General features: G+C 68.1%; 23 protein-coding genes and 1 pseudogene. 16 read left to right on the forward strand and 8 right to left on the reverse strand.

Translation table 11 applies throughout. The annotated features are described in order from the left end of the window. Positions 1-15: 15 nt before the first annotated feature. From WU80_RS10970 to WU80_RS11020, 11 genes and pseudogenes are all read left to right on the forward strand, one after another. A complete protein-coding gene (locus tag WU80_RS10970) occupies positions 16-1,284 on the forward strand; it encodes an aromatic ring-hydroxylating dioxygenase subunit alpha (RefSeq protein WP_055402476.1) in 1,269 nt (422 codons plus the stop codon). Next, positions 1,281-1,619: a hypothetical protein gene (locus tag WU80_RS10975; protein WP_197281196.1), complete on the forward strand. Its 339-nt coding sequence runs from the start codon at positions 1,281-1,283 to the stop codon at positions 1,617-1,619. Before WU80_RS10970 ends, WU80_RS10975 begins: the two co-directional genes overlap by 4 nt. Beyond that, positions 1,616-2,878, forward strand: a complete 1,263-nt coding sequence (locus WU80_RS10980; RefSeq protein WP_055402479.1) for an amidohydrolase family protein — start codon at positions 1,616-1,618, stop codon at positions 2,876-2,878. The genes WU80_RS10975 and WU80_RS10980 overlap by 4 nt, the downstream gene beginning before the upstream one ends. Then, the gene (locus tag WU80_RS10985; protein WP_055402481.1) at positions 2,862-3,314 is read left to right on the forward strand and encodes a MarR family winged helix-turn-helix transcriptional regulator; all 453 of its coding nucleotides are present in this window, start codon (positions 2,862-2,864) and stop codon (positions 3,312-3,314) included. Before WU80_RS10980 ends, WU80_RS10985 begins: the two co-directional genes overlap by 17 nt. 106 nt (positions 3,315-3,420) lie before the next feature. After that, positions 3,421-3,699: pseudogene (locus tag WU80_RS10990) on the forward strand (2Fe-2S iron-sulfur cluster-binding protein); the annotation flags it as partial. A gap of 17 nt (positions 3,700-3,716) precedes the next feature. Then, the gene (locus tag WU80_RS10995) at positions 3,717-4,460 is read left to right on the forward strand and encodes an SDR family NAD(P)-dependent oxidoreductase (protein ID WP_055402524.1); all 744 of its coding nucleotides are present in this window, start codon (positions 3,717-3,719) and stop codon (positions 4,458-4,460) included. Positions 4,461-4,479: 19 nt separating this feature from the next. Beyond that, complete coding sequence (locus WU80_RS11000; protein WP_055402485.1) at positions 4,480-5,748, forward strand: aromatic ring-hydroxylating dioxygenase subunit alpha; 1,269 nt, start codon at positions 4,480-4,482, stop codon at positions 5,746-5,748. Positions 5,749-5,752: 4 nt separating this feature from the next. Further along, a complete protein-coding gene (locus WU80_RS11005) occupies positions 5,753-6,088 on the forward strand; it encodes a hypothetical protein (RefSeq protein ID WP_055402487.1) in 336 nt (111 codons plus the stop codon). 28 nt (positions 6,089-6,116) lie between these two features. After that, positions 6,117-6,956 carry a TauD/TfdA family dioxygenase gene (locus WU80_RS11010; RefSeq protein WP_055402489.1) on the forward strand — a complete coding sequence of 280 codons (840 nt, stop codon included), beginning with the start codon at positions 6,117-6,119 and terminating at the stop codon, positions 6,954-6,956. Positions 6,957-6,958: 2 nt separating this feature from the next. Continuing rightward, positions 6,959-7,501, forward strand: coding sequence for a carboxymuconolactone decarboxylase family protein (locus WU80_RS11015; RefSeq protein ID WP_231633799.1), 543 nt, complete (start codon positions 6,959-6,961; stop codon positions 7,499-7,501). Between the two features lie 11 nt (positions 7,502-7,512). Beyond that, complete coding sequence (locus WU80_RS11020) at positions 7,513-7,917, forward strand: hypothetical protein (protein ID WP_231633800.1); 405 nt, start codon at positions 7,513-7,515, stop codon at positions 7,915-7,917. 10 nt (positions 7,918-7,927) lie between these two features. On the opposite strand, the gene WU80_RS11025 is transcribed toward WU80_RS11020, so the two are convergent. Genes WU80_RS11025 through WU80_RS11045 form a run of 5 tightly spaced genes read right to left on the reverse strand, consistent with a single transcriptional unit; the run spans position 7,928 to position 13,681 of the window. Continuing rightward, entirely contained in the window at positions 7,928-9,430 is a 1,503-nt protein-coding gene (locus tag WU80_RS11025) for a class I adenylate-forming enzyme family protein (protein WP_055402493.1), read from the reverse strand. Beyond that, positions 9,427-10,362, reverse strand: coding sequence for an acyl-CoA dehydrogenase family protein (locus tag WU80_RS11030; RefSeq protein ID WP_055402494.1), 936 nt, complete (start codon positions 10,360-10,362; stop codon positions 9,427-9,429). Before WU80_RS11030 ends, WU80_RS11025 begins: the two co-directional genes overlap by 4 nt. Next, a complete protein-coding gene (locus WU80_RS11035; protein WP_055402496.1) occupies positions 10,359-11,507 on the reverse strand; it encodes an acyl-CoA dehydrogenase family protein in 1,149 nt (382 codons plus the stop codon). Before WU80_RS11035 ends, WU80_RS11030 begins: the two co-directional genes overlap by 4 nt. Before the next feature lie 6 nt (positions 11,508-11,513). Beyond that, entirely contained in the window at positions 11,514-12,620 is a 1,107-nt protein-coding gene (locus tag WU80_RS11040) for an acyl-CoA dehydrogenase family protein (RefSeq protein WP_055402498.1), read from the reverse strand. After that, a complete protein-coding gene (locus WU80_RS11045) occupies positions 12,617-13,681 on the reverse strand; it encodes an acyl-CoA dehydrogenase family protein (RefSeq protein WP_055402500.1) in 1,065 nt (354 codons plus the stop codon). The genes WU80_RS11040 and WU80_RS11045 overlap by 4 nt, the downstream gene beginning before the upstream one ends. Before the next feature lie 76 nt (positions 13,682-13,757). Between WU80_RS11045 and WU80_RS11050 the strand changes: the two genes are divergently transcribed. Continuing rightward, positions 13,758-14,627: an LLM class flavin-dependent oxidoreductase gene (locus WU80_RS11050; RefSeq protein ID WP_055402502.1), complete on the forward strand. Its 870-nt coding sequence runs from the start codon at positions 13,758-13,760 to the stop codon at positions 14,625-14,627. Here the strand turns inward: WU80_RS11050 and WU80_RS11055 are convergent. Both WU80_RS11055 and WU80_RS11060 read right to left on the reverse strand, forming a co-directional pair. Further along, positions 14,590-15,309, reverse strand: coding sequence for an SDR family oxidoreductase (locus WU80_RS11055; RefSeq protein ID WP_055402504.1), 720 nt, complete (start codon positions 15,307-15,309; stop codon positions 14,590-14,592). The genes WU80_RS11050 and WU80_RS11055 overlap by 38 nt on opposite strands. Positions 15,310-15,319: 10 nt before the next feature. Further along, positions 15,320-16,141 carry a FadR/GntR family transcriptional regulator gene (locus WU80_RS11060; RefSeq protein ID WP_055402506.1) on the reverse strand — a complete coding sequence of 274 codons (822 nt, stop codon included), beginning with the start codon at positions 16,139-16,141 and terminating at the stop codon, positions 15,320-15,322. 98 nt (positions 16,142-16,239) lie between these two features. Here WU80_RS11060 and WU80_RS11065 point away from each other — a divergent pair, with 98 nt between their 5' ends. Beyond that, a complete protein-coding gene (locus WU80_RS11065) occupies positions 16,240-18,624 on the forward strand; it encodes a CoA transferase (RefSeq protein ID WP_055402508.1) in 2,385 nt (794 codons plus the stop codon). A 17-nt stretch (positions 18,625-18,641) separates the two neighbouring features. Continuing rightward, complete coding sequence (locus tag WU80_RS11070) at positions 18,642-18,833, forward strand: ferredoxin (protein WP_055402510.1); 192 nt, start codon at positions 18,642-18,644, stop codon at positions 18,831-18,833. Positions 18,834-18,837: 4 nt separating this feature from the next. Here WU80_RS11070 and WU80_RS11075 read toward each other — a convergent pair whose 3' ends face one another. Then, positions 18,838-20,124, reverse strand: a complete 1,287-nt coding sequence (locus WU80_RS11075) for a cytochrome P450 (protein ID WP_369808512.1) — start codon at positions 20,122-20,124, stop codon at positions 18,838-18,840. A gap of 103 nt (positions 20,125-20,227) precedes the next feature. Between WU80_RS11075 and WU80_RS11080 the strand changes: the two genes are divergently transcribed. Both WU80_RS11080 and WU80_RS11085 read left to right on the forward strand, forming a co-directional pair. Then, positions 20,228-21,355, forward strand: a complete 1,128-nt coding sequence (locus WU80_RS11080; RefSeq protein ID WP_055402513.1) for an aromatic ring-hydroxylating dioxygenase subunit alpha — start codon at positions 20,228-20,230, stop codon at positions 21,353-21,355. Positions 21,356-21,366: 11 nt separating this feature from the next. Beyond that, positions 21,367-21,900, forward strand: a 534-nt coding sequence (locus WU80_RS11085) for a class I adenylate-forming enzyme family protein (protein WP_156371787.1), incomplete at its 3' end; no start/stop codon positions are given.

Raw genomic sequence — 21,900 nt, forward strand, 5'->3', positions numbered from 1 at the left:
CGGATAGGAGCGATCATGGCTCGATTCCCCAAGCCGCCGGAGGGCAGCTGGACGCAGCATTACCCCGAGCTGGGAACCGGACCGGTCTCGTATGAGGATTCCATCAGCCCGGAGATCCACGAGTTGGAGCGCGAAGCCATCTTCAAGCGCGCCTGGCTCAATGTTGGCCGCGTTGAACAACTTTCGCGTACCGGCAGTTACTTCACCAAAGAGCTCAAAGCCGTCAACACCTCGATCATCGTGGTGCGCACCAAGTCCGGGGAGATCAAGGCGTATCACAACGTGTGCCGCCACCGCGGCAACAAGCTGGTGTGGAACGACATGCCGCTGGAGGAGACCAGCGGTGTGTGCCGGCAATTCACCTGCAAGTACCACGCCTGGCGGTACGACCTGGACGGCAATCTGACGTTCGTGCAGCAGGAGGAGGAGTTCTTCGATCTCGACAAGGGTCGCTACGGGTTGGTGCCGGTGCACTGCGAGGTGTGGGAGGGCTTCGTCTTCGTCAACTTCGCCACGAAGCCCGAACAGTCGTTGCGCGAATTCCTCGGGCCGATGGTCACCGCGCTGGAGGGCTATCCGTTCGACAAGATGACCTCGCGCTGGTACTACCGCTCGGAGGTCAAGGCTAACTGGAAGCTCTACATGGACGCGTTCCAGGAGTTCTATCACGCGCCGGTGCTGCACGCGAACCAGTCACCCACGGCGTACTCAAAAGCGGCCGCCGAGGCGGGTTTTGAGGCCCCTCATTACCGGTTGGACGGCCCGCACCGGTTGGTCAGCACGTCGGGCGTGCGCGCGTGGGAGATGTCGGCGGAGATGCGCAAGCCGATCGAGGACATCTGCCAGAGCGGGCTGTTCGGTCCGTGGGACAAACCGGAGCTCGGGGCGATGCCCGCCGGGCTGAACCCCGCGAAATGTGATCCGTGGGGCCTGGACTCGTTCCAGCTGTTCCCCAACTTCGTGATCTTGTTCTGGGGCCAGGGCTGGTATCTGACCTACCACTACTGGCCCACCTCCTACAATTCGCACATCTTCGAGGGAACGCTGTACTTCCCTCAGCCGCGCACCCCGCGTGAGCGCGTCGCCCAGGAACTGGCGGCGGTCTCGTTCAAGGAATACGGGTTGCAGGACGCCAACACCCTCGAGGCGACGCAGAGCATGATCGAGTCGCGGGTGGTCGAGGAGTTCGTGCTCAACGACCAGGAGATCCTGCTGCGACACCTGCACAAGGAGACCGCGGCGTGGATCGACCAGTATCGCCGCACCTTGCCGGCGGGAGTGTGAGCGCGATGTCGCCCATGCTGCCAAGCGAATTCGCCGACCTGGAGGCGTTCACGGACTGGTGTCTGGGTTCCGAGCCGGAGCGCTACGCCAAGAGGTTGGCGAGCACCATGACGGAGATGAAGGCCTTCTACGACGCCATCACGCCGCGGGCGGAAGAGGCCCTGGCGTACTGTGACAAGTTCTCCTTGGACGACCTGCCCGACGACGTGCTCAATCTCATGCACCTGCTGTATTCGATGATCATGGTGTCGTTTCCGGTGGAGTGCTGGAAGCAGCCGCGGGTGCCCGACTCCGGTGCGTCCACCCTGGATTGCGTGTCCGAGCCCGTTCCATGACCACCGTCTTGCGGGCGGCGCGGTGGGCCGACGTGGTCGACGGCCGGGTGCGCTCGCCGGCGGTGGTGGTCGTGGAGGGCGAGCGCATCGCCGCCGTCAATCCCGAAGGTCCAGTGCCGGATTCGGCCACCGTCATCGACCTGGGCGACGTGACGCTGCTGCCGGGGCTGATGGATATGGAACTCAACCTGCTGATCGGCGGCCCCGGTGGACCCGAGGGTTTGCCGTCACCGATGCACGGCGTCCAGGACGACCCGGCCTACCGCACCTTGCGTGGCGCGGTCAATGCGCGCACCACGCTGGACGCGGGCTTCACCACCGTGCGCAACCTTGGGCTGATGGTCAAGACCGGTGGGTACCTGCTCGACGTGGCGCTGCAGCGCGCCATCGACCAGGGCTGGCACGCGGGGCCGCGGATCTATCCCGCCGGCCACGCCGTGACGCCGTACGGCGGGCACCTGGATCCGACGGTGTTCCAGCGCCTCGCGCCCGGCATCATGCCGCTGTCGGTGGCCGAGGGCATCGCCAACGGTGTCCCGGACGTGATCGCCTGTGTGCGTTACCAGATTCGGCACGGCGCGAAGCTGATCAAGGTGTCCGCCTCCGGCGGCGTGATGTCGCACAGCACGGCCCCCGGCGCCCAGCAATACTCCGACGCCGAGTTCGCCGCGATCGCCGACGAAGCCCACCGGGCCGGGGTGCGGGTGGCCGCGCACGCCGTCGGTGACGCCGCGATCCGGGCGTGCATCCGGGCCGGGATCGACTGCGTCGAACACGGATTCCTGGCCAGCGACGAGACGATCCAGATGATGGTCGATCACGGCACCTTCCTGGTCTCGACCACCTATCTGACCGAGGCGATGGCCGTCGACCGCATCGCACCGGAGCTGCGCAAGAAGGCCGAAGAGGTGTTCCCCCGGGCAAAGGCCATGCTGCCGAAGGCGATTGCCGCGGGGGTGCGCATCGCGTGCGGAACCGACGCGCCGGCGATTCCGCACGGCCACAACGCCAAGGAGCTTGCGGCGCTGGTGCGGCGGGGGATGACGCCGATGCAGGCGATCCGGGCCGCCACGGTGGTGGCCGCGGAGCTCATCGACGCCGACGACGAGCTGGGCCGGCTGGCGCCCGGGTACCTCGCCGACATCATCGCCGTGCCCGGCGATCCCTCGCGGGACATCGACACCACGCTCGAGGTGTCGTTCGTCATGAAGGGCGGCGAAATCTTCAAGCAGGGAGGCGGCGATGGAACTCACCGATAACATCTTGTGGTTGCTCAAGCAGGCCTTCTATTACTCGCTGACCACGATCAACGATTCGATGCGGGTGCACGGGGTCAGCACCGCCCAGATCGGCGTGCTGCGCCAACTCGCCAACGAGCCCGGCCTTTCCGGCGCCGACCTCGCGCGACGCCTGTTGATCAGCCCGCAGGGCGTTCAGCTCGCGCTGACCGCCCTGGAGCGCCGCGGCCTGGTGGAAAGAAAGCGCGACCCCCAGCACGGCCGCATCCTGCAGGCCTACCTGACGCAGGAGGGCCGCAACGTCGCGGGGACGGTCGTCAACGATGCCATCGCCGCTCACGAGAGGGTTTTCGGTGTCCTCACCGTGCAGGAGCAGCAGACCCTGCGGGAGCTGTTGGGCCGCGTGGTCGAAAAGGGCACCGGCCATGAGCTTTTCAACGATCACGTCGACAACTGAAGAGCGAATATCTAGTACTTGATAATGATCGCAAGTAGTTGATATTGTCGGGGGGATGTCAGAGCCCACTGCGACCACCGGGGCGGGGTCGCGCGACAGCGACGGGGTCGTGACCGAGAAAGTGACCATAGAGCTGGACCGGCGCACCACGACGGTGCCCTACAGTGCGGGCGACACCTTGCTGCAGACCGCCCGCATGGCGGGTTTGGCCGCACCGTCGTCGTGCGAAACCGGTTCCTGCGCAACCTGCATGGCGCGCCTGGTCCAGGGGAGCGCCCGGATGCTCAACAACGACGCGCTCGACGACGACGAGGTCGACGAGGGTTGGGTCCTGACCTGCCAGGCGTTGCCGACCAGTCGCACGGTGCACGTGGTGTACGAGTGAACGGTCGGGAAACGGCGATGGGCCGGGTGGCGGTGGTGACCGGAGGCGGCTCGGGCATGGGCGAAGCCACCTGCCACGAGCTGGGTCGGCGGGGGCATCGGGTCGCCGTGCTCGACGTCAATGAACAAGCGGCGCAACGTGTCACCGAGGACCTGCGTGCGGGGGGCATGACCGCGGTCGGCGTGGGCGCCGATGTCACCGACCGGCCCGCGCTCGAGCAGGCGTTCGCCAAGGTTCGTACCGAATTGGGTGCGGTCACGGTGTTGGTGACCAGCGCCGGCCTGTTCGATTTTTCGCCCTTCGCCGACATCACCGCCGAGGCCTGGGCACGGATCGTCGACGTCAATCTGACGGGCACCTTTCATTGCTGCCAGGTCGCGTTGCCGGACATGGTCGACGCCAATTGGGGCCGGATCGTGATGATCTCGTCGTCGAGCGCTCAGCGCGGCTCACCGTTCGCCGCCCATTACGCGGCGTCCAAGGGCGGCGTGATCACGCTGACCAAGTCCCTGGCGCGCGAGTACGCGTCGCACGGGATCACGGTCAACACCATCCCGCCCTCGGGCATCGAGACGCCGATGCAGCATCGGGGCCAAGCCGCCGGCTATCTGCCTTCCAACGAGCAGATCGCCGCCAACATCCCGCTGGGCCACCTGGGCACCGGGGCCGACGTCGCCGCGGCGGTGGGGTTTCTGTGCTCGGAGGAGGCCAGGTTCATCACCGGCCAGGTCTTGGGCGTCAACGGTGGGGCGGTGTTGTGACGTCGATCAGGAGGTTGCGATGACGCGGTCAGGCAGGCCCGCGGAGGGGTCCTGGACCGAGCACTATCCCGAATTGGGCACCGGTCCGGTGTCGTTCGGCGACTCCACCTCGCCCGAGTTCTACGAACTCGAACGGGAGGCGATCTTCAAGCGTGCTTGGCTGAACGTCGCCCGGGTCGAGGAGGTGCCCCGCGTCGGCAGTTACCTGACCAAGGAGATCGACGTCGTCGGGACGTCGGTGATCGTGGTGAAGGGCCGCGACGAGCGCATCCGCGCCTTCCACAACGTCTGCCGGCACCGGGGAAACAAGTTGGTATGGAACGACTTTCCCGCCCAGGAGACGAGGGGAACCTGCCGGCAGTTCACCTGCAAGTACCACGGGTGGCGCTACGACCTCGAGGGCGCCCTGAAATTCGTGCAGCAGCAGGGCGAATTCTTCGACCTCGACCCGTCCGAGTACGGGCTGCGGGGAGTGCACTGCGACGTCTGGAACGGGTTCATATTCATCAACCTCGACGCCGAGCCGCGGCAGACGTTGCGGGAGTTCCTCGGGCCCATGGTCACCGGCCTCGACGGTTACCGCTTCGACAAGTTGACCGAACGCTACGAGTGGGTGGCGCACAACAACAGCAACTGGAAGATCTTCGCGGACGCGTTTCAGGAGTACTACCACGTGCCCTCCCTGCATCCGCAGCAGGTGCCGCCCGACGTGCGGGACCCCAACGCCGGATTCACGTGCGGGCACTTCCAGCTCGACGGGCCGCACCGGCTGGTGTCAACCGCCGGGCGGCGGCGGTGGCTGCTGCCCGAGGAGTACATGTACCCGATCGAACGGGTCACCAAGAGCGGGCTGGTCGGACCGTGGCGCACACCGGATATCGGTGAGCTGCCGCCCGGCCTCAACCCGGGCGGCATCGAGCCGTGGGGGATCAGCAATTTCCAGATCTTCCCCAACATCGAGATATTGATCTACGGCGGCTGGTATCTGCTCTATCGGTACTGGCCCACCTCGCACAACACGCATCGCTTCGAGGCCTACACGTTTTTCCACCCCGCCCGCAGTGTGCGCGAACGCATCGAACACGAGGTGGCGTCGGTGGTGCTCAAGGAATTCGCGCTGCAGGACGCGGGGATGCTCGGAGGCACGCAGGCGGCACTGGAATACGGCATCGTCGACGAGTTTCCGCTGGGCGACCAGGAGATCCTGGTGCGCCATCTGCACAAGGTCGTCGTCGATTGGGTGGATGCCTACCGGCGCGAACGCGCCGCCGAGCCGGCGGGGGTGTAGCCCGATGTCCGGTGCCATGCTGCCCAGCGCGTTCGCCGAGTTGGAGAAATATGCCCAAAGGTGGTGTCTGGCAACCGAAACCGAGCGCTGGAACGCCAGGGTCACCAGCACGATGCCCGAGATGCACGAGTTCTACGACGCGTTCTTCCCGCGGCTCGAAGAGGCGATCGACTATTGCGACAAGTTTCCCCTCGACAGCCTGCCCGACGACGCGCTCAACCTCCTGCGCATGATCTATTCGCTGATCATGGTCGCGATGGCGGTGGAGATCATGCACCAGCCCGTTCCCGTCAGCGCCGCGGACGCGGTCATGATCCGGACCGTCGAGCCGGCGCCGTGACCCGGCTCTTAACCAGAAAGGACGGACCATGAGTCTGCTCACCATCACCAAGCTCACGGCGTCCGTCGGCGCGGAGGTGACCGGCCTCGATCCGGCCCGCCTGGCTTCCGACGAGGGCGGGGCCATCCTGGATGCGTTGGAGCACAACGGCGTTCTGGTGTTCCGCGGTCTGGGGCTCAGCCCCGAGGTCCAGGTCGAGTTCTGTCGCCGGCTGGGGGAGGTCGATCACTCGGCCGACGGCCACCACCCGGTCGCCGGCATCTATCCGATCACGCTGGATCCGTCGAAGAACTCGTCGGCCGCCATCTTGAAGGCGACGTTCGACTGGCACATCGATGGCTGCACGCCCCTCGACGACGAGTACCCGCAGAAGGCCACCGTGCTGTCCGCGGTGCAGATCGCCGATTGGGGCGGCGAAACCGAATTCGCCAACTCGTACGCCGCCTACGAGGAACTGACCGACGAGGAGAAGCGCCGCTTCGGTTCCCTGCGCGTGGTGCACTCCCTGGAGGCCTCGCAGCGGCGGGCCCATCGGAACCCCACACCCGAGCAGGTGGCCGCGTGGCGATCCCGGCGCACCCATGAACACCCGCTGGTGTGGACCCACCGCAGCGGCCGAAAGTCGCTGGTGCTGGGCGCGTCGGCCGACTACGTGGTGGGCATGGACCTCGACGAGGGCCGGTCGCTGCTCGAGGAACTGCTCGAGCGGGCCACCGGGGCGGACAAGGTGTACAGCCACACATGGTCGGTGGGCGACACCGTCATCTGGGACAACCGCGGGGTGCTGCACCGGGCCGCTCCCTATGATCCGAGCTCGCAGCGCGAGATGTTGCGCACGACCGTGCTCGGCGACGAACCGATTCAATAGCCGTGACCGGTCCGCGCCCAATCCGGTTGACGCCCTTGCCCGCCGAGGAATGGGACGAGCGCACCCGCACGTCGTTGGCGTCACTGATACCCGCGGAGCGGGCGAATCCCGGCGGCGCGGGCAACGTGTTGTCGACCCTGGTGCGTCATCCCGACCTGACCCGCGCCTACCTTCCGTTCAACGCCTACCTGCTCAAGCGCTCGACGCTGTCGCCGCGGATTCGCGAGGTTGCGCTGCTGCGGGTGGTCCACCTTGCCGACTGTCACTACCTGTGGTCACACCACCTGCCCATCGCCGAACGAGCCGGGCTGAGTTCGCGGGATATCGACGGCATCCGTTCCGGGGAGGGCCTGGATCCGTTGGACCGGACGGTGCTTCGCGCCGTCGACGAATTGACGGCCGACAGCAACGTGACGCAGTCCACCTGGGACGAGCTGGGCCGCGCCTTCAGCGACCGGCAACGCATGGATCTGGTGTTCACCATCGGCGGATACCTGTTGCTGGCGATGGCCGTGAACACCTTCGGCGTTGCGGACGAGTCGTAAGGTTGTCTGCTGTGTTGACAAAACCGCTGACCGCCGCGGCGGCCGCCCTTGCCGGTGCCGTGGCCTTCGTTCCCTCGGCAGCCGCGGATCCGGACAACTACGTGGCCTTCCTGTCCCCGTCGCGCAACATCAGCTGCGAGATCGACTACCAGCGCCGCGGCATCCCCGACGGGGCGTTCTGCTTCAGCATCACCCCGCCGCAGTCGGTGACCATGGATGCCGCCGGTGTTCTTTCGCGCTGCGCCGGCGAGGGTTGCCTGGCCAATCCGCCGGAAGGCACGCCGAGCCTCGGCTACGGCCAGACGGCTGGAGCCGGGCCGTTTAGCTGCCGGTCCGAGACGGCCGGCGTGACGTGCACGGTGACCTCGGGGCGCGGCTTCACCATATCCAACGCCGGGATAACGGCCGTGGGCTGACTTTCGGCCCTCAGCCGCCCCGCGCCTCGATCATCGCCGAGCGGTTGACCTTGGTCGCCGCGGTGCGGGGGATGGCATCGACGAACTCGACGGTCTTGGGGGCCTTGTAGTGGGCGAGCCGGCCCTTCGCGTACTCGATCACGTCGTCCTCGGTGAGCGTCGCGCCGGCGGCGAGCTGCACCACCGCATGCACCCGTCGTCCCCACTGCGCATCGGCGAGGCCGATCACGACGACGTCGGCGATCTCGGGGTGGCCCGCCAATGCCGACTCCACTTCCGCCGGAAACACATTCGCTCCGCCGGTGATGATCATGTCGACCCGGCGGTCGACGATGTAGAGGTAGCCGTCCTCGTCGAGGTAGCCGATGTCGCCCGCGGAGCGGAAGCCGTCCTCGGTCGACGGCAGCGGCGCCGCGCCGCCCACGTAGCGGGACCCCGCGCTCATCGGTGCGCGCAGATAGATTTCGCCGTGCTCGCCCGGGCCGAGCTGTCTGGTGCCGGCGTCGAGAATCCGGATCTCGGTGTCCCGGAATCCGCGGCCGACGCTGCCCGGATGAGCGAGCCACTCGTCACCCCGCAGCGCGGTCAGCCCGAGGTTTTCCGTCATGCCGTATGCCGACACGATCTGCTGCGGGCTCAACAACTCGAACCAGGTATGCATGAGCGACGGCGGCATCACCGCGGCGCCCTGCAGGATGAACACGATGCTGGACAGGTCGCGTTCCCGGACATCCGGCCGGGCCGCTATCCGCGCGAGCATCGTGGGCGTGGCCGTGAAGTTGGTGATCTTGAAGCGTTCGATCACGTCCAGAACCAGTGCGGCATCGAACTTTTCCAGTATCACCAGATGATCGCCGGTCAACAGGAAGAAGAAGGTGGCGAAGCCGTTGGTGTGATACATCGGCGCGGGCACCATGATGGTCTGCGGCTGCGCCACCGGCGTCCAGTTCGACAGGAACGGCTCGCCGTGCTGGGGCGTCCAGAGCGACGGCGCCAGGCTGAGGATCACCTTCGGTGTGCCGGTCGAACCGCTGCTGCAGATGCCGTTGACGTTGGGGGACACTGCCACCGGCATCGGGTCGTCGGACTCGGCCGCGGCCTGCTCCTCGAGGCGCCACCGACTAGCCTCATCGACGACGACGGCCGGAGCGATCACCTCGCGCACCCGATCCCGCTCCCATTCGGGCAGGTCCCAGTGCATGGGAACGGGAACCGCGCCGATCTTCCAGCAGCCGAGCGTGGCGAGGACCAGGTGTGTCGAGTTCGGAATTGCCAGCGCCACAAGGGAACCGAGCTCGGCGCCGTCGGCGGCCAGCGCGCGCCCCCACTGGTTGGCACGGGCGTCGAGCTCACCGAACGTCAGCGACTCCGCGGCGCCGTCGAGGGCGACGATGGTCACCCCCGGCTCGTCCCGACGCTGCGCGGCGAGCTCGGAAAGCTTGACCCCGAACGGGATTCCGTCAGCTAGCGGATTCGCCGCGCATTCGGCGGCGATCGGTTCGGTGGTGCTCACGCCGATACCGGCCCGCTGAACAGCGTCTCCAGCGAGCCGTCCGGGACACCCGGGATGAGCCGCAGCGCCAGCCCCTCGGCACCCAGCGGCAAGCGGATCAGCGGTTGGGTGTGCCGGTCGAGCACGCTCACGTCGGACTCATCGCAGAAGCCCAGGGCGCCGAGCAATTGATGGGAGGTGCGCAATACCTGCCGGGCAGTGTCGGATGCCTTGAGCCGCAGAACCAGTGCGTCCGCCGACCGAATCTGCGTCGGCAGCGATTCCGGGCGGCAGATGGTGTACTTCGCCAACTCGTGCAGTCCACGCACGGCGACGGCGGCCTCGGCGACGGCGAACCTGACGGCCTGGAAGTCCGCCAGCGGCTTGCCGAACTGGATTCGGGAGCGCACGTGATCGGTGACGATCTGCAGCGCCTGCTGCACCGATCCCAGAATCCGCCATGATCCCAGCACGAGATGAAGGTTAACGTCGTCGGCCGGAATCGTGCCATCGGGTGCGTCGAGGGAAGCGGGCACCAGGAACGGCCCCAGTTTGGCGTTGGTGCGCGACGCGGCCCGCGGGCGGTACCGGTTGCCGTCCAAGTCGGCGGCGACCCAGTCGCCGGGCAGGTCGCCGTGGTCGATACGCGGCGCCTCGGGATTGACCAGGGCGAGGCGCGCGCCGTCGATCGAGAGCAACTCCTCGACGAGGGGATAGGGCAACACGGTCGCGCCGGCCGCGCGGCACAGCACGGCCGCTGCGAGCAGGTCGTCGGGCGCCGACCGGACATCGAGCTCGAACGCGCCGACCTCGGTCAGGGCCGCGCGGGCGGCGTCCCGGACACCGTCGTCCGTTTCGGCGCGCAACGCCGCCGGCGGGCCGCCCAACCGGGCGAGCCGCTTGGCCGCGACGGCGGCAAAGTCGCTGATGTCTTGTGGCAGATCGGTTTTCACCGGTGTTCTCCCAACACGTCCCGGGCCACCAGCATCTTCTGCACCTCGATGGTGCCCGATGCCACGGTGGCCGCCTGTGCGTAACGCCAATGGTCTTCGATCGCCCCGTGCAGTGCGGCACCGGCGCCGCTGTCCAACGCGACCGGGCCCAGGACGTCGAAAAGTAGTTCGGCCACCTGCTGATCACAGGTCGTGGTGGCGATGCGGGCGGCGCTGGCCGCCGCGCCGGCCGCGGGGTCGTCCTGCAACGACACCGCGCGATACGCCAGCAGCCGGGCCACCCGCAGATCGACGAGCGCCCGCACCCACCGGGAGCGCAGCGATTCCGGCAGCGCGCCCCAGTCGTCGCCGAGCGCGGTGCTCATCCGGTCGAGCAGCGATTCGCAGCGCGCGTAGCGGGCGATGCCGACCCGCTCGAAGGCCAGCGCCTCGCGCATGACGCGCCAGCCGTCGCCGACCTCGCCGAGAACGTCGCCGGGGAACGCCTGCACGTCGTCGAGGAACATCTCGTTGAGGTGATGCGGTCCCAGCATCGACCCGATGGGCCGGACGGTGAAGCCGGGCCGGTCCATCGGGATCAGAAAGAGCGTGAGGCGCTTGGGTTTTGGCGCCTCGGGATCGGTGCACGCCGCCAGCACGCACCACGACGCCATCAAAGCGTACGACGTCCACACCTTCTGGCCGGTGATGCGCCAACCGTCCCCATCCGGGATGGCACGCGTGCGCAGCGAGGCCAGGTCGGTACCGGCCTCCGGCTCGGAGAAGCCCTGGCACCAGATCACGTCGCCGGCGGCGATGGCGGCCAGGTGCTTGGCCTTCTGTTCGGCCGTTCCGTAACGCATCAGTGCCGGACCCACCCAGTTGATTCCCATGTACTGCGGGCCGCGGGGCTCGTGCTGGGCCCACATCTCCTCGCGCAGCACCGTCTGCTGCCAGACCGAACCGCCGCCGCCGCCATGCTCTTTCGGCCAGGCCAGCGCCAGCAGGCCCTCGGCCGCCAGCAGTTTGCAGAACGTCTCGGTGGTGGCCAGGTCGCGCGGGTTCTCGGTGCAGGCGCCGAGGAAGTCGGCGGGGATGTTGTTGGAAACCAGCTCGCGCAGGTGCTTTCGCAGCTGCGCGGCGTCGTCGCCGAGGTCGTAATCCATTCGTCGTCATCCCTTCGGCAGCCCGAGCAGCCGCTCGGCGATGATGTTGCGCTGGACCTCCGATGTGCCGCCGTAGATGGTCGCGGCCAGCGCGTCCTGGCGTTCGAAGAGCAGATCCGGATCGCTGAGCGACTGCGTCCCCTCGGCGACGGCGGCGAGCTCCCAAACACGCTGCAAGGTAACCGATCCCAGCAACTTCATGGTGTCGGCCTCCGGGCTCGGTCGTCCGGCCAGCTCGTTGCCCAGGGCGCGGTAGCCGGTGGCCCGCAGCGCTTCGGCGTCCGCGAGCAGGGAGCCGAGTTCCGTGCAGATGTCGGCGGTCGGCTGCGCCCCGCGCACCGCATCCAGCCCGCGCTTGATCTCGACCCAGTTCATGATCCAGATCATCTGGCGTTCGTGGTGCAGCGACGACAAGGCGACGTTCCACCCGCCGTGCAGGGGGCCGAGCAGGTTTTCCGCGGGCACCTCGACGTCATCGAGGAAGACCTCGCAGAAAGTCTCGTCGGAGATCGAGGCCATCCGGATGGGCTCGATGCGCACCCCCGGGGAGTGCAGGTCGAGGATGAGGCACGAAATGCCACGGTGTTTCGGCGCCGCCGGGTCGGTCCGGGCGTACAGCGTGCACCATCGCGATTCGTGGGCTTGGGTGGTCCAGATCTTGTGACCGTTGACGCAGAAGCTGTCCCCGTGGCGTTCGGCGCGCGTGCGCAGGCCGGCGAAATCCGAACCGGCTTCCGGCTCGGACATGCCCAGCGCCCACCACTCGTCACCGCGCAGCAGCGGAACCAGGAGGCGGTCGACCTGGGCCGGCGTGCCGAACTGACGGATGCCGGGCGCGGCGACGTTGGGGCCGGCGATGTTGGGCAGCTTGGGCGCGGACCGCATCGCCGCCTCGAGCCGCACCTCCATGGCGTCGCGCAGGCCCAGCGACCGGCCGCCGTGTTCGCGGCTCCAGGTCGGTTGTAGCCAGCCGGCCTCGAAGGCCGCCCGCTGGTAATCGCGCCGCAGCTTCAGGTCCCAGCGGTAGTCGCGATAGTTGTCGTAATAGTCCCTCGGCAGGAAGTCCGTCAGCCACGCGCCGAATTCGTCGACTATCGAAACCGGCGCGGTCATGCCGCGCCTCCCGCGAAACGGCGGCCCACCTCGTGATAGAGCGCGCGGCTGTCGCCCAGCATGGCGGCGGCCTGCCAGGCATGCCGGACGTAGAGGTGGGCGTCGTGCTCCCAGGTCTGCCCGAGCGCGCCGTGCACCTGGACCGCGGTTCGCGCGCAATTGCCGGCCGCATCACCGGCCGCCGCCTTGGCCAGCGCCGCGGCGGTCCAGGCATCGGCCGGGGGTGTGGCCGGGTCGCCGAGGCGGGCGGCGGCGGCGTAGGTGAGGCTGCGGGCGCGCTCCAATCCGACGTAGTTGTCGGCGAGCGCGTGCTTGATTCCCTGGAACGCGCCGATCGGTGTGCCGAACTGGCGGCGCGTCTTCGCGTGCTCGACGGCGCGATGCAGGGCGGCGCTCGCCGTGCCGACCAGGTCGGCGGCCGCGGCGACCATGGGCGCCGTCAACGCCTTTTCGATGCCGACGGGCGCGGTGGCCAGCGGCTCGGCTTCGACCTCGACGTCGGCCAGCGGCTGGGCGGGGTCGGTCGATTCCCCCGCGACCACGGTCACCCCCGCGCCGCAGCGGGCGACCGCCACCACGGTGCCGTCATCGGAGTGCGCCAGGGTCACCAGCAGTTCCGAACGGGACAGGTTGGGGACCGCGACCGCTCGCCCACGCAGGCGGCCGCCGCGCAGCGTCATCGGCGCGCCGGGCAGCCGAGATCCCCGGGAGTGCACGGCCAGGGTGGCGACGACACCGCCCGCGATGTCGTCGAGAACCGCGTCGAGACCGGCGCCCCGCAACGCGCCGGCGGCCAGGCCGACGCTGCTCAGCAGCGGAATCGGTGCGATCGCGGCGCCGCATTCCTCTAGCACCACAGCGAGCTCGACCGGTCCGTAGTCGCCGGCCCCGGGCGCCGCCAGTTCCGTCCAGCCGAGGTCCACCACCGTCTTCCACAGCGTGCGCCACCGCTCCGGATCCGTCATTGCCTGGCGAGCGGAGTCGGGCGGGCACTCCGCGCGGAGGATGTCGCGCACGGTGTCGCGCAGCGACAGCTGCTCCGAACTCAGTCCGACATCCATAAGACCCCTAACATAATAAAAATAGTAAACTAGCGGCCCGGTTCGCAATCGCACGGGAACACGCATAGGTGGGCGCATGGTCGAGTGGTATTTGTTCCTGCCGCAGGTGCGGCTGTCGGTGGCCGACATCGCGGAGCGGGCACGTCACGCCGAGGCCAGCGGCTTCGACGGCATGGCGTTCATCGATCACCTCGAGGCGCCCGGTCTGCCCGACGAAAGCATCTGGGAGGCAATGGGCGTCGCCAGCTGGGTGGCGGCCAAGACCGAACGGCTGCGGATCGGCCACCTGGTGCTGTGCGACGCGTTTCGGCACCCCGCCGTGTTGGCCAAACAAGCCGTCACCCTGTCCGACGCGTCTGGGGGCAGATTCGATCTGGGCCTCGGCGCGGGGTCCTGGCCCGCGGAGTTCGCCCGATTCGATGTCGGCCGGCGGGATGCGGTGGCCAGGGTCGAGCAGCTGGAGCGGCACCTGGCGCTGCTGCGGCGGTACTGGGGTGACGATCCGCAGGCAGGCCCCCCGCAGGCCCCCCGCAGGTCTCATCCGATCCCGCTCGTCCTTGGCGGCACCGGGCCCCGGATGATGAAACTCGTTCGCACATACGCGAATTGGTGGAACCTACCGGCCAACCACCTCGACAGGCTGTCCACGCTGGTCCCCGCCGCGGGGACGGCCCGGGTCTCGGTTCAGCAGATGGTGGGGTTCGTGCGGGCGGGTGGTGATCCGGACCAGGTGCGCGAAGTGAGCACGCGCCGGTTCGGCAACCTGGGGTCCGGGCTGGTGTGCGGCGACGCCGACGAGCTGATCGCCCACTTCACCGGGCTGGCCGCCCAGCGGGTGGAGCGGTTCTATGTGTGGTTCGCCGACTTCGCCGTTCCCGATTCCCTGCACGAGTTCGGCGAAACGGTGATCAAGGCGTTTGCTGCCGCCGGCGCCGGGCTTCCGTAGGCACGACGGGCGGCCGGGCGAACGGCCCGCGCGGCACCGCGCTGAGCCGGATCTCCGGCAGGTCGACCGACGGGTCGACGGTGTCCAGCCACGCGACGGCCTCGGCGACGTCGGACACCTGGATCGCGTGCATCTCGAAGGGAACGTCCTGCAGCATTTCGGTTTCCACCGGGCCCGGGGTGACGATGTGCACGGCGATGCCGTCGCGGTCGACTTCGGCCGCCAGGGCGCGGGCGAACGCGTTCATGCCGGCCTTCGACGCCGAGTAGGCGGTCCGGGCCATCATCGGCTCGTGCGCCGCCGACGACGACACGAACACGAACCGCGAGCCCGCCCGCATCCGCGGCAGCGCGGCGGCGGTCACCACGAAGCAGGAATCCAGGTTGGCCGAGATGATGGTCCGCCACTGCTCGAACGTCTGCTTGCGGGCGTACGTCCCGCCCAGTGTTCCGGCGGCGTGCACGAGGAGGTCGATCCGCTCCAATGCGCTTGTGGCAGCGGCAAATCCGTCCGGGTCCGATGCATCGGCCACGATGTGGCGTGCGCCGATCTCCGCGGCGGCCGCCCGCAACGGGGCCTCGCGGCGCGCCGCCAGCACCACGTCGTAGCCCAGCTCCACCAGCTTGCGAGCGCACCCCTTCCCGATCCCGCCGCTGCCGCCGGTGACCAATGCGGTTCTCAAGGCTGCCTCTTTAGGGTTGGCGGAAGTCCCGCGTCCGCGACAGCGCCTGCGGCGACAGCGCGTGAATTCGTTGATCGTGCCGGTCGGAGAGCACATAGGTCTGCGTGTCGGCGAGATGACGACCCGCGATGCGGCGCGCCCGGTCGACGTCGCCCTCGGCGATGGTCTCGGTCAGCTTGACGTGCGTGCTGAGCACCGCGCGGCGTTGAGCCAGCGACGGGTAGGTGCCGCGTGCCGCGCTCTCGTCCGCCCACTGTTGTTCGTGGCTGGTCCACAGCGTTTCCAGGCTGCCGACCACCGCGATGATGGTGTGGTTGCCGCAGCCGCGAACCACGAGATCGTGGAATTCGCGGCCGATTTCGGTGAACAGGCCGCCGTCCTCGATGTTGTCGGCCATGGACTCGTTGACCCGGTTGAGCTCGGGGACCAGGGTGTCGGCCCGGTCGGGGCGGCGCGCGGCCAGCGCGGCGCACGCGGGCTCGAGTTCCTGCAACGCCATGCCGAGGTCGGCCACCGCGACGGACTCGCTTTGCAGCAGCAGCCCGAGCATGTACGCGGCGCTGGTCTTCGCCGGGGCGTGCACGACGGCGCCCCCGCGGTTACCCCGCCGGACCGAAACCAGCCCCTCGGTTTCCAGGATTCGCAGCGCTTCGCGCAAAGAAACCAGGCTCACGTTGAACTGCTCGACGAGCACCTCTTGGCGCGGCAACAGGTCGCCGTCGGCGAGCTCGCCGTTGATGATCTGGCGGCGCAGCTCGTCGGCTACGATTTCTGCGATCCGCGGCGCCGACAATCGGCGACGGGCGTCGTGGCCAATTCCCAAGGCGGTCATCCGATCCTCGAAATAACTCAACTCGCTGGCTTAGCTATTTTAGCAGTAATGGTATAAATAGCTTCTTCGATCGCGTGCCGGTCGGGAGGGCGGTGTAAGTGAGCGAGCGGTCCGACAGCCACCCGGCACCGCTGCATGACCTGCGTGTCATTGAGATCAGTGACCGGATAGCCGGCAGCTACTGCGGCAAGCTACTGGCCGACGCCGGCGCGCAGGTGCGCAAAATCGAACCGGCGCAAGGAGATTGGCTCCGCCGGTACTCCGCGACGCAATCGACGGTGCCGGACGGGCAGAGCTCGCCGTTTTTCGCCTACCTCAACGCCGGCAAGCGCAGCATGACTTACCCGCCGGACACGCAGCGGTTCTCGGACGAACTGGCCGGCGCGGACGTGGTCGTGGTCACCGCGGGCCGGGCGCGGGCCGCGGCGCTGGGCGTCGACCCGCAGCGGCTGCTGGCCGCCTCGCCGCACGCGATCGTCGTCACGATCTCCGACTTCGGCTGGACGGGCCCCTATGCCGAGCGGGCCGCCAGCGAATTCACCCTGCAAGCGTGGGCGGGCTCGCCGGGCTTCCGTGGCGATCCCGCCGGGCCGCCCATCTCCATCGGCGGCGACCTGGGGGAGTACATGGGCGGCGTGTACGCGGCTTTCGGCGTACTGGCCCTGCGCCGCCGGGTGGAGCGCGGCGGCCCCGGCGAGCACCTCGATCTGTCGATGCTCGAGGCGTTGACCGCGATGCAGAGCAGCGAATGGCTGCACTCCCAGCTGCTGCGCGTTCCGCCGATCCGTCGCACGCTCGAGGTGCCATCGATCGAGCCCGCGAAAGACGGCTACGTCGGGATCACCATGGTCACCGGTCAGCAATGGCTCGACTTCGTCGCGATGGTCGAGTGCCCCCAGCTCGAGGAGATCGAGCAGCTGCGCTTCCAGATCGGCCGGTGGGCCTACCGCGATCTGATCCGCGAACAGATCGGGCCATGGCTGGCCGAACGGACGGTCGAGGAGGTCGTCGAGCTTGGCCAATTGTTCCGGTTGCCCATCGCGGCGCTGGGCAACGGCTCCACGATCTGCCAGCTGGAGTACGTGACGCAACGGGGGGTGTTCATCGCCAATCCCGCCGGCTTCCACCAGCCCCGACCGCCGTGGCTGATGTCGGCGTGCGCGCCCGCCCCGCCGCGGGCCGCCCCGGCCCTGGGTGCAGACAACGACGAGAACCCCTGGCGGCCAAGGGGATCCGAGGTGAGCCCGGACGTGCGTGGGCTGCCCCTGGCGGGTGTGCGCATCGTCGACCTGACCGCGTTCTGGGCCGGTCCCGCGGCCACCCACCTGCTGGCCGCCTTCGGTGCCGACGTTGTCAAGGTGGAGTCGATCCAGCGGCCCGACGGCATCCGATACTCCGGCGGCATGCGCACCGATGTCGACGATTGGTGGGAATACGGCTGGGTGTTCCACGCGATGAACACCAACAAGCGTTCCGTCACATTGGATTTGGGTCGCGACGACGGCCGTCGCCTGTTCACCGAGCTGGCCGCCCGCGCGGACGTGGTGATCGAGAACTTCTCACCGCGGGTGATGGACCAGTTCGGCCTGACCGCCGAGGCGCTGCTGAACGTGAACCCCAAGCTCGTCGTTGCCCGGATGCCCGCGTTCGGACTGGACGGGCCGTGGCGGGACCGGGTCGGGTTCGCCCCGACCATGGAACAGATCGCCGGCCTGGCCTGGGTGACCGGGTTGCCCGATGCCCCGCCGGTGACCCCGCGCGGTGCCTGCGATCCGTTGGCCGGGGTGCACGCCGCGTTCGCCGTGCTGGCCGCGCTGACCTTCGCCGAACGCACCGGTTCGGGCCAGCTGGTCGAGCTGCCGATGCTCGAGACGGTGCTGAACGCCACCGCGATTCAGGCGATCGAAGCCGAGGTCTTCGGGACGACGATGACCCGCCGGGGCAATCGCGGTCACGGCGAGGCGATCCAGAACATCTACCGGTGTGCCGGCGACGACGACTGGATCGCCGTCACCGTGCGCGAGGACGCGCAGTGGCGTGCCCTGGTCGAGTTGATGGGCCGACCCGCGTGGTGCGACGAGGGGCTGGCCACCGTCGCCGGGCGGCGGCAGCGGGCGGACGACGTCGATCGCCGGCTCGCGGATTGGTTTGCCGGCCAACCCCTTCAGTCGACGGTGGAGCGGCTGGCCGCCGCCGGTGTTCCCGCCGCGCCGGTGGTGTCGCCGTCGCTGGTCACCGACAATCCGCAGCTGCGCCATCGGGGGTTTTTGGAGACCTTGCACCACCCGAGCACGGGCGCGGGCCTCTATCCCTGCCCACCGTTCGCCCGGCTGGCCGGTCAGGACGAGTGGCTGCGGTGTCCGCCGCCGCGGTTGGGCGAGCACAATGAGGAGATACTGCGCGAACGGTGCGGGCTGACCGACGAAGAATTGATGCGCCTCGCAACCAGCGGGGTGATCGGGACCCGACCCAAGGGCCTGTAAGGAGTGGAGGGCATCTGATGCGCGTGACGGTTGATGAAAACCTGTGCGAGGCCAATGGCTTCTGCGAATCGCTGGCGCCGGAGGTTTTCGAACTGGGGGACGAGGACGTCGTGCAGATCGCGGAGGGCCCCGTGCCGCCGCGACTGGAGATCGACGTGCGCGCCGCGGTGGACCAGTGCCCCAAGGCCGCGCTGCGGCTCACCCAGTGAGCCCCTAGCGCCGCTCGGCCAGCGAGATCGACATTGCGTCGAAGATGGACATGTTGGTCATCAGGTTCGGGTGAGCGACCGTTGCCGGCCCGATCTCGATCTCGTCGCAGCGCAACAACAGCTCGTCGAACACCGCGCGGAGTTCGGCGCGCGCCAGCATCGCGCCGAGGCAGTGGTGCGGCCCGCCGCCGCCGAAAGCCACGTGCGGGTTGGGTTGCCGGCCGATGTCGAACGTGAACGGCGACGAGAAAACGTCCTCGTCACGGTTCGCCGACCGCAGCGTCGACACCACTCGCTCGCCCTTGGCGATGCGCTGGCCGTCCATCTCGACGTCGACTTTGGCGGTGCGCGTCCAGTAGGCCACCGGGGACGCCCAGCGCAACACCTCCTCGACCGCGGTCGGCCGCAGGCCTTCGTCGGAGCGATAGCGCTCGACCTGCTCCGGGTTGGCCAGGAAGGCCTGCAGTCCGATCGCCAGGGCGTTCTTGGTGGTGTCGCTGCCGGCGAAGGCCAACACGAAGAAGAAGAATTCGAGTTCGTTGGGGGGCAACCGGAATTCCACGCCGTCGTCGCCGGTGATCACCGCCGACGCGAGGGTGCTCCAGATGTCATCGGTGGGATTGCGCCGCTTCTCGGCGGTCAGCTCCATCGCGTAGTCGAAGACGGACGCGAAGAGCTCCACTTCCACGTGCCCGCTCGGGCTCGCTTCCGGGGCGAGCGCCTTCAGGATGCGGTCGAAGAGGTCGAAGACCCGCGGTCGGTCCTCCTCCGGGATGCCGATGATGTCGCCGATCACCGTCATCGGCAACGCGTCGGCGACGTCGGAGATCCAATCGCCACCGCCCGCGGCGAGTAGGTCGTCGATCATCCGCGCCGCCCGGGCCCGGATGCCGGCCTCCAGCTTGGCGATCGCCCGCGGATTGAACGCGTTGGAAATGAGTTTGCGACGTTTGTTCAGGTCCGGGGGGTCCAGCGTGATGATCGTCGGCGACGACGAGAACATGGCAACCGGCTGAATGAGCGGCCCGTCGGCCGCGGTGAACGAGTCGGTGTCGCGGTGCAGGCGGACGGCGTGCCGGTGTTTGGTCGCCACCCAGAAATCGCGGTGGACGGTCTGGGCGACGCCGGGGGTCAGTTCGTGTCGGAACAGGGGCCGGCTGCGCCGTAACTCCGTGAACAACTCGTCGGGAAACCCGTTGCGCCACAAGCCGAAATCGGAAAGATCCACTGCCGCAGCCGTCATCTGTAACCCCGCTCTGCCGGACGCGTTTGGTCCCGCGTTGACGTTCAATGCTTAAAATAGTAAAAATAGACCTTGTCGTCGAACCGCGGTGAGTGATGGGCGGCCCAGTTGCGCTCGGCTCGCCTCGGTCAGGGCGGGATATGGAGAGCTCGTGACGCATACAATTTCGGACCCGGCGTCGGATCCGGCCGGAGATCCGTCGGAACGTGAGTTCGGACAGTCCGGCATCGCGCTGTCGACCTATCGGTTCCCGACGGGCTGGTTCATCGTCGCCTTCGGCTCCGACCTGGCCGCGGGTGACGTCAAGCGGGCGCATTACTTCGGTGAGGAGCTCGTCATCTTCCGCACCGAGTCCGGCCGGGTGCACGTGATGGACGCCTATTGCCAACACCTCGGCGCCAACCTCGGTGTCGGCGGCACGGTGGAAGGCGACAACATCGTCTGCCCGTGGCACGGCTGGCGCTGGCGGGGCGACGGCACGAATGCTCTGATTCCCTACAGCAAGATCGGTTGCAAGAACAACGTCCGTATCCGCACTTACCCGACCGTCGAGTGGTACGGCTTCGTGCTGGCCTGGCACGAGCGCCACGGCCGGGCGCCGTATTGGCAGCCCCCCGTGCTGCCCGAGCTGGAGACCGACGAGTATTACCCGCTGCACCCGCACACCCAGATGCTCAACCGGGTGAAGGTGCACCCGCAGATGATCATCGAAAACGCCGCCGACCCCTACCACGTGCAATACGTGCACAAGGCCGCCAACCCGGCCACCACCGCGTCGTTCGAGGTGTCCGGCTACCACTTGCACGCCACCGTCAACGCCCATTTCGGCGGCGGGCGCGCGTCAACCTGGCTGACCCCCAACGGGCCAGTCGACGCCAAGATCATTTACGACAACTACTCGCTGGGGCTGGGGGTCGTCCGGTTCCCCAGCGAGCTGGTGGCCACGGTCCAGGTGACCGGGCAGACGCCGGTGGACGAGGACTACACCGATTACTTCTACACGCAGGCCTCCGTCCGCGAGCCCGGCGACACGGGCGACGTGCCGACCGGTCGCGCTGCCAAATTCCTGGCGCTGCAGCAAGAGGTCATCAAACAGGACTTCTTCACCTGGGAGAACATGAAGTACTTGGAGAAGCCGAACCTGGCTCCCGAAGAGGCGCATGACTATGCGGCCCTTCGTCGCTGGGCCCACCGCTTCTATCCGGGCCCGCAGCCCGCGCCGTCCGACTTCGGCTACACCGCGGCCGGTGAGCCCGACCCGGCGGCCGCAAAAGCCTGATCGGCGAGCCGATGCATGCCGACCGGAGCGCGCCGTCAGGGCCCTCCGATTTCGGCGTCGAGAGCTTCACCGTCCCCGCCGTGCTCGATCGGCGCGCCGAGCAGCATCCCGACCGGGTGATGATGTCGATCGGCGGTGTCGACGTGACGTTCGAGCAGATGCGGCAGCGGTCCTGCGCCGCGGCGAACATGCTGACCGACTTGGGTGTTGGACGCGGCGACGGCGTGGCCTTGTTCACCGGCACGTGCCCGGAATGGGTCTACTTCTGGTTGGGTGCGGCGCGCATCGGCGCGGTCAGCGCGGCGGTCAACGCCGCGAACAAAGGCGACTTTCTGGCGCACACCCTGCGGCTGGCCCAGGCCAAGGTGATCCTCACCGATGCCGAGCGCCGGCCCCGGGTCGACGAGGTCGTCGGCGCGCTGGATCAGGTGCCCACCGTTGTGCTGCAAGGCGATTCGCTCGAGGCGGCACTGAACAGTGACGCCGGCCGGCCGGTCGCCGACCTCACCGCGGCGCTGGGGGAGGTCTGTCTCTTATACACATCT

Origin of the sequence: Mycobacterium sp. UM_11 (assembly GCF_001414075.1) — a bacterium.
In the GTDB taxonomy this organism is placed as follows: Bacteria; Actinomycetota; Actinomycetes; order Mycobacteriales; family Mycobacteriaceae; genus Mycobacterium.

Coding starts and splice junctions, on each gene's coding strand:
- WU80_RS10970 (WP_055402476.1), top strand. CDS start 16: ATGGCTCGATTCCCCAAGCCGCCGGAGGGCAGCTGGACGCAGCATTAC.
- WU80_RS10995 (WP_055402524.1), top strand. CDS start 3,717: ATGGGCCGGGTGGCGGTGGTGACCGGAGGCGGCTCGGGCATGGGCGAA.
- WU80_RS11005 (WP_055402487.1), top strand. CDS start 5,753: ATGTCCGGTGCCATGCTGCCCAGCGCGTTCGCCGAGTTGGAGAAATAT.
- WU80_RS10980 (WP_055402479.1), top strand. CDS start 1,616: ATGACCACCGTCTTGCGGGCGGCGCGGTGGGCCGACGTGGTCGACGGC.
- WU80_RS11000 (WP_055402485.1), top strand. CDS start 4,480: ATGACGCGGTCAGGCAGGCCCGCGGAGGGGTCCTGGACCGAGCACTAT.
- WU80_RS10985 (WP_055402481.1), top strand. CDS start 2,862: ATGGAACTCACCGATAACATCTTGTGGTTGCTCAAGCAGGCCTTCTAT.
- WU80_RS11045 (WP_055402500.1), bottom strand. CDS start 13,681: ATGGATGTCGGACTGAGTTCGGAGCAGCTGTCGCTGCGCGACACCGTG.
- WU80_RS11040 (WP_055402498.1), bottom strand. CDS start 12,620: ATGACCGCGCCGGTTTCGATAGTCGACGAATTCGGCGCGTGGCTGACG.
- WU80_RS11035 (WP_055402496.1), bottom strand. CDS start 11,507: ATGGATTACGACCTCGGCGACGACGCCGCGCAGCTGCGAAAGCACCTG.
- WU80_RS11050 (WP_055402502.1), top strand. CDS start 13,758: ATGGTCGAGTGGTATTTGTTCCTGCCGCAGGTGCGGCTGTCGGTGGCC.
- WU80_RS11010 (WP_055402489.1), top strand. CDS start 6,117: ATGAGTCTGCTCACCATCACCAAGCTCACGGCGTCCGTCGGCGCGGAG.
- WU80_RS11070 (WP_055402510.1), top strand. CDS start 18,642: ATGCGCGTGACGGTTGATGAAAACCTGTGCGAGGCCAATGGCTTCTGC.
- WU80_RS11060 (WP_055402506.1), bottom strand. CDS start 16,141: ATGACCGCCTTGGGAATTGGCCACGACGCCCGTCGCCGATTGTCGGCG.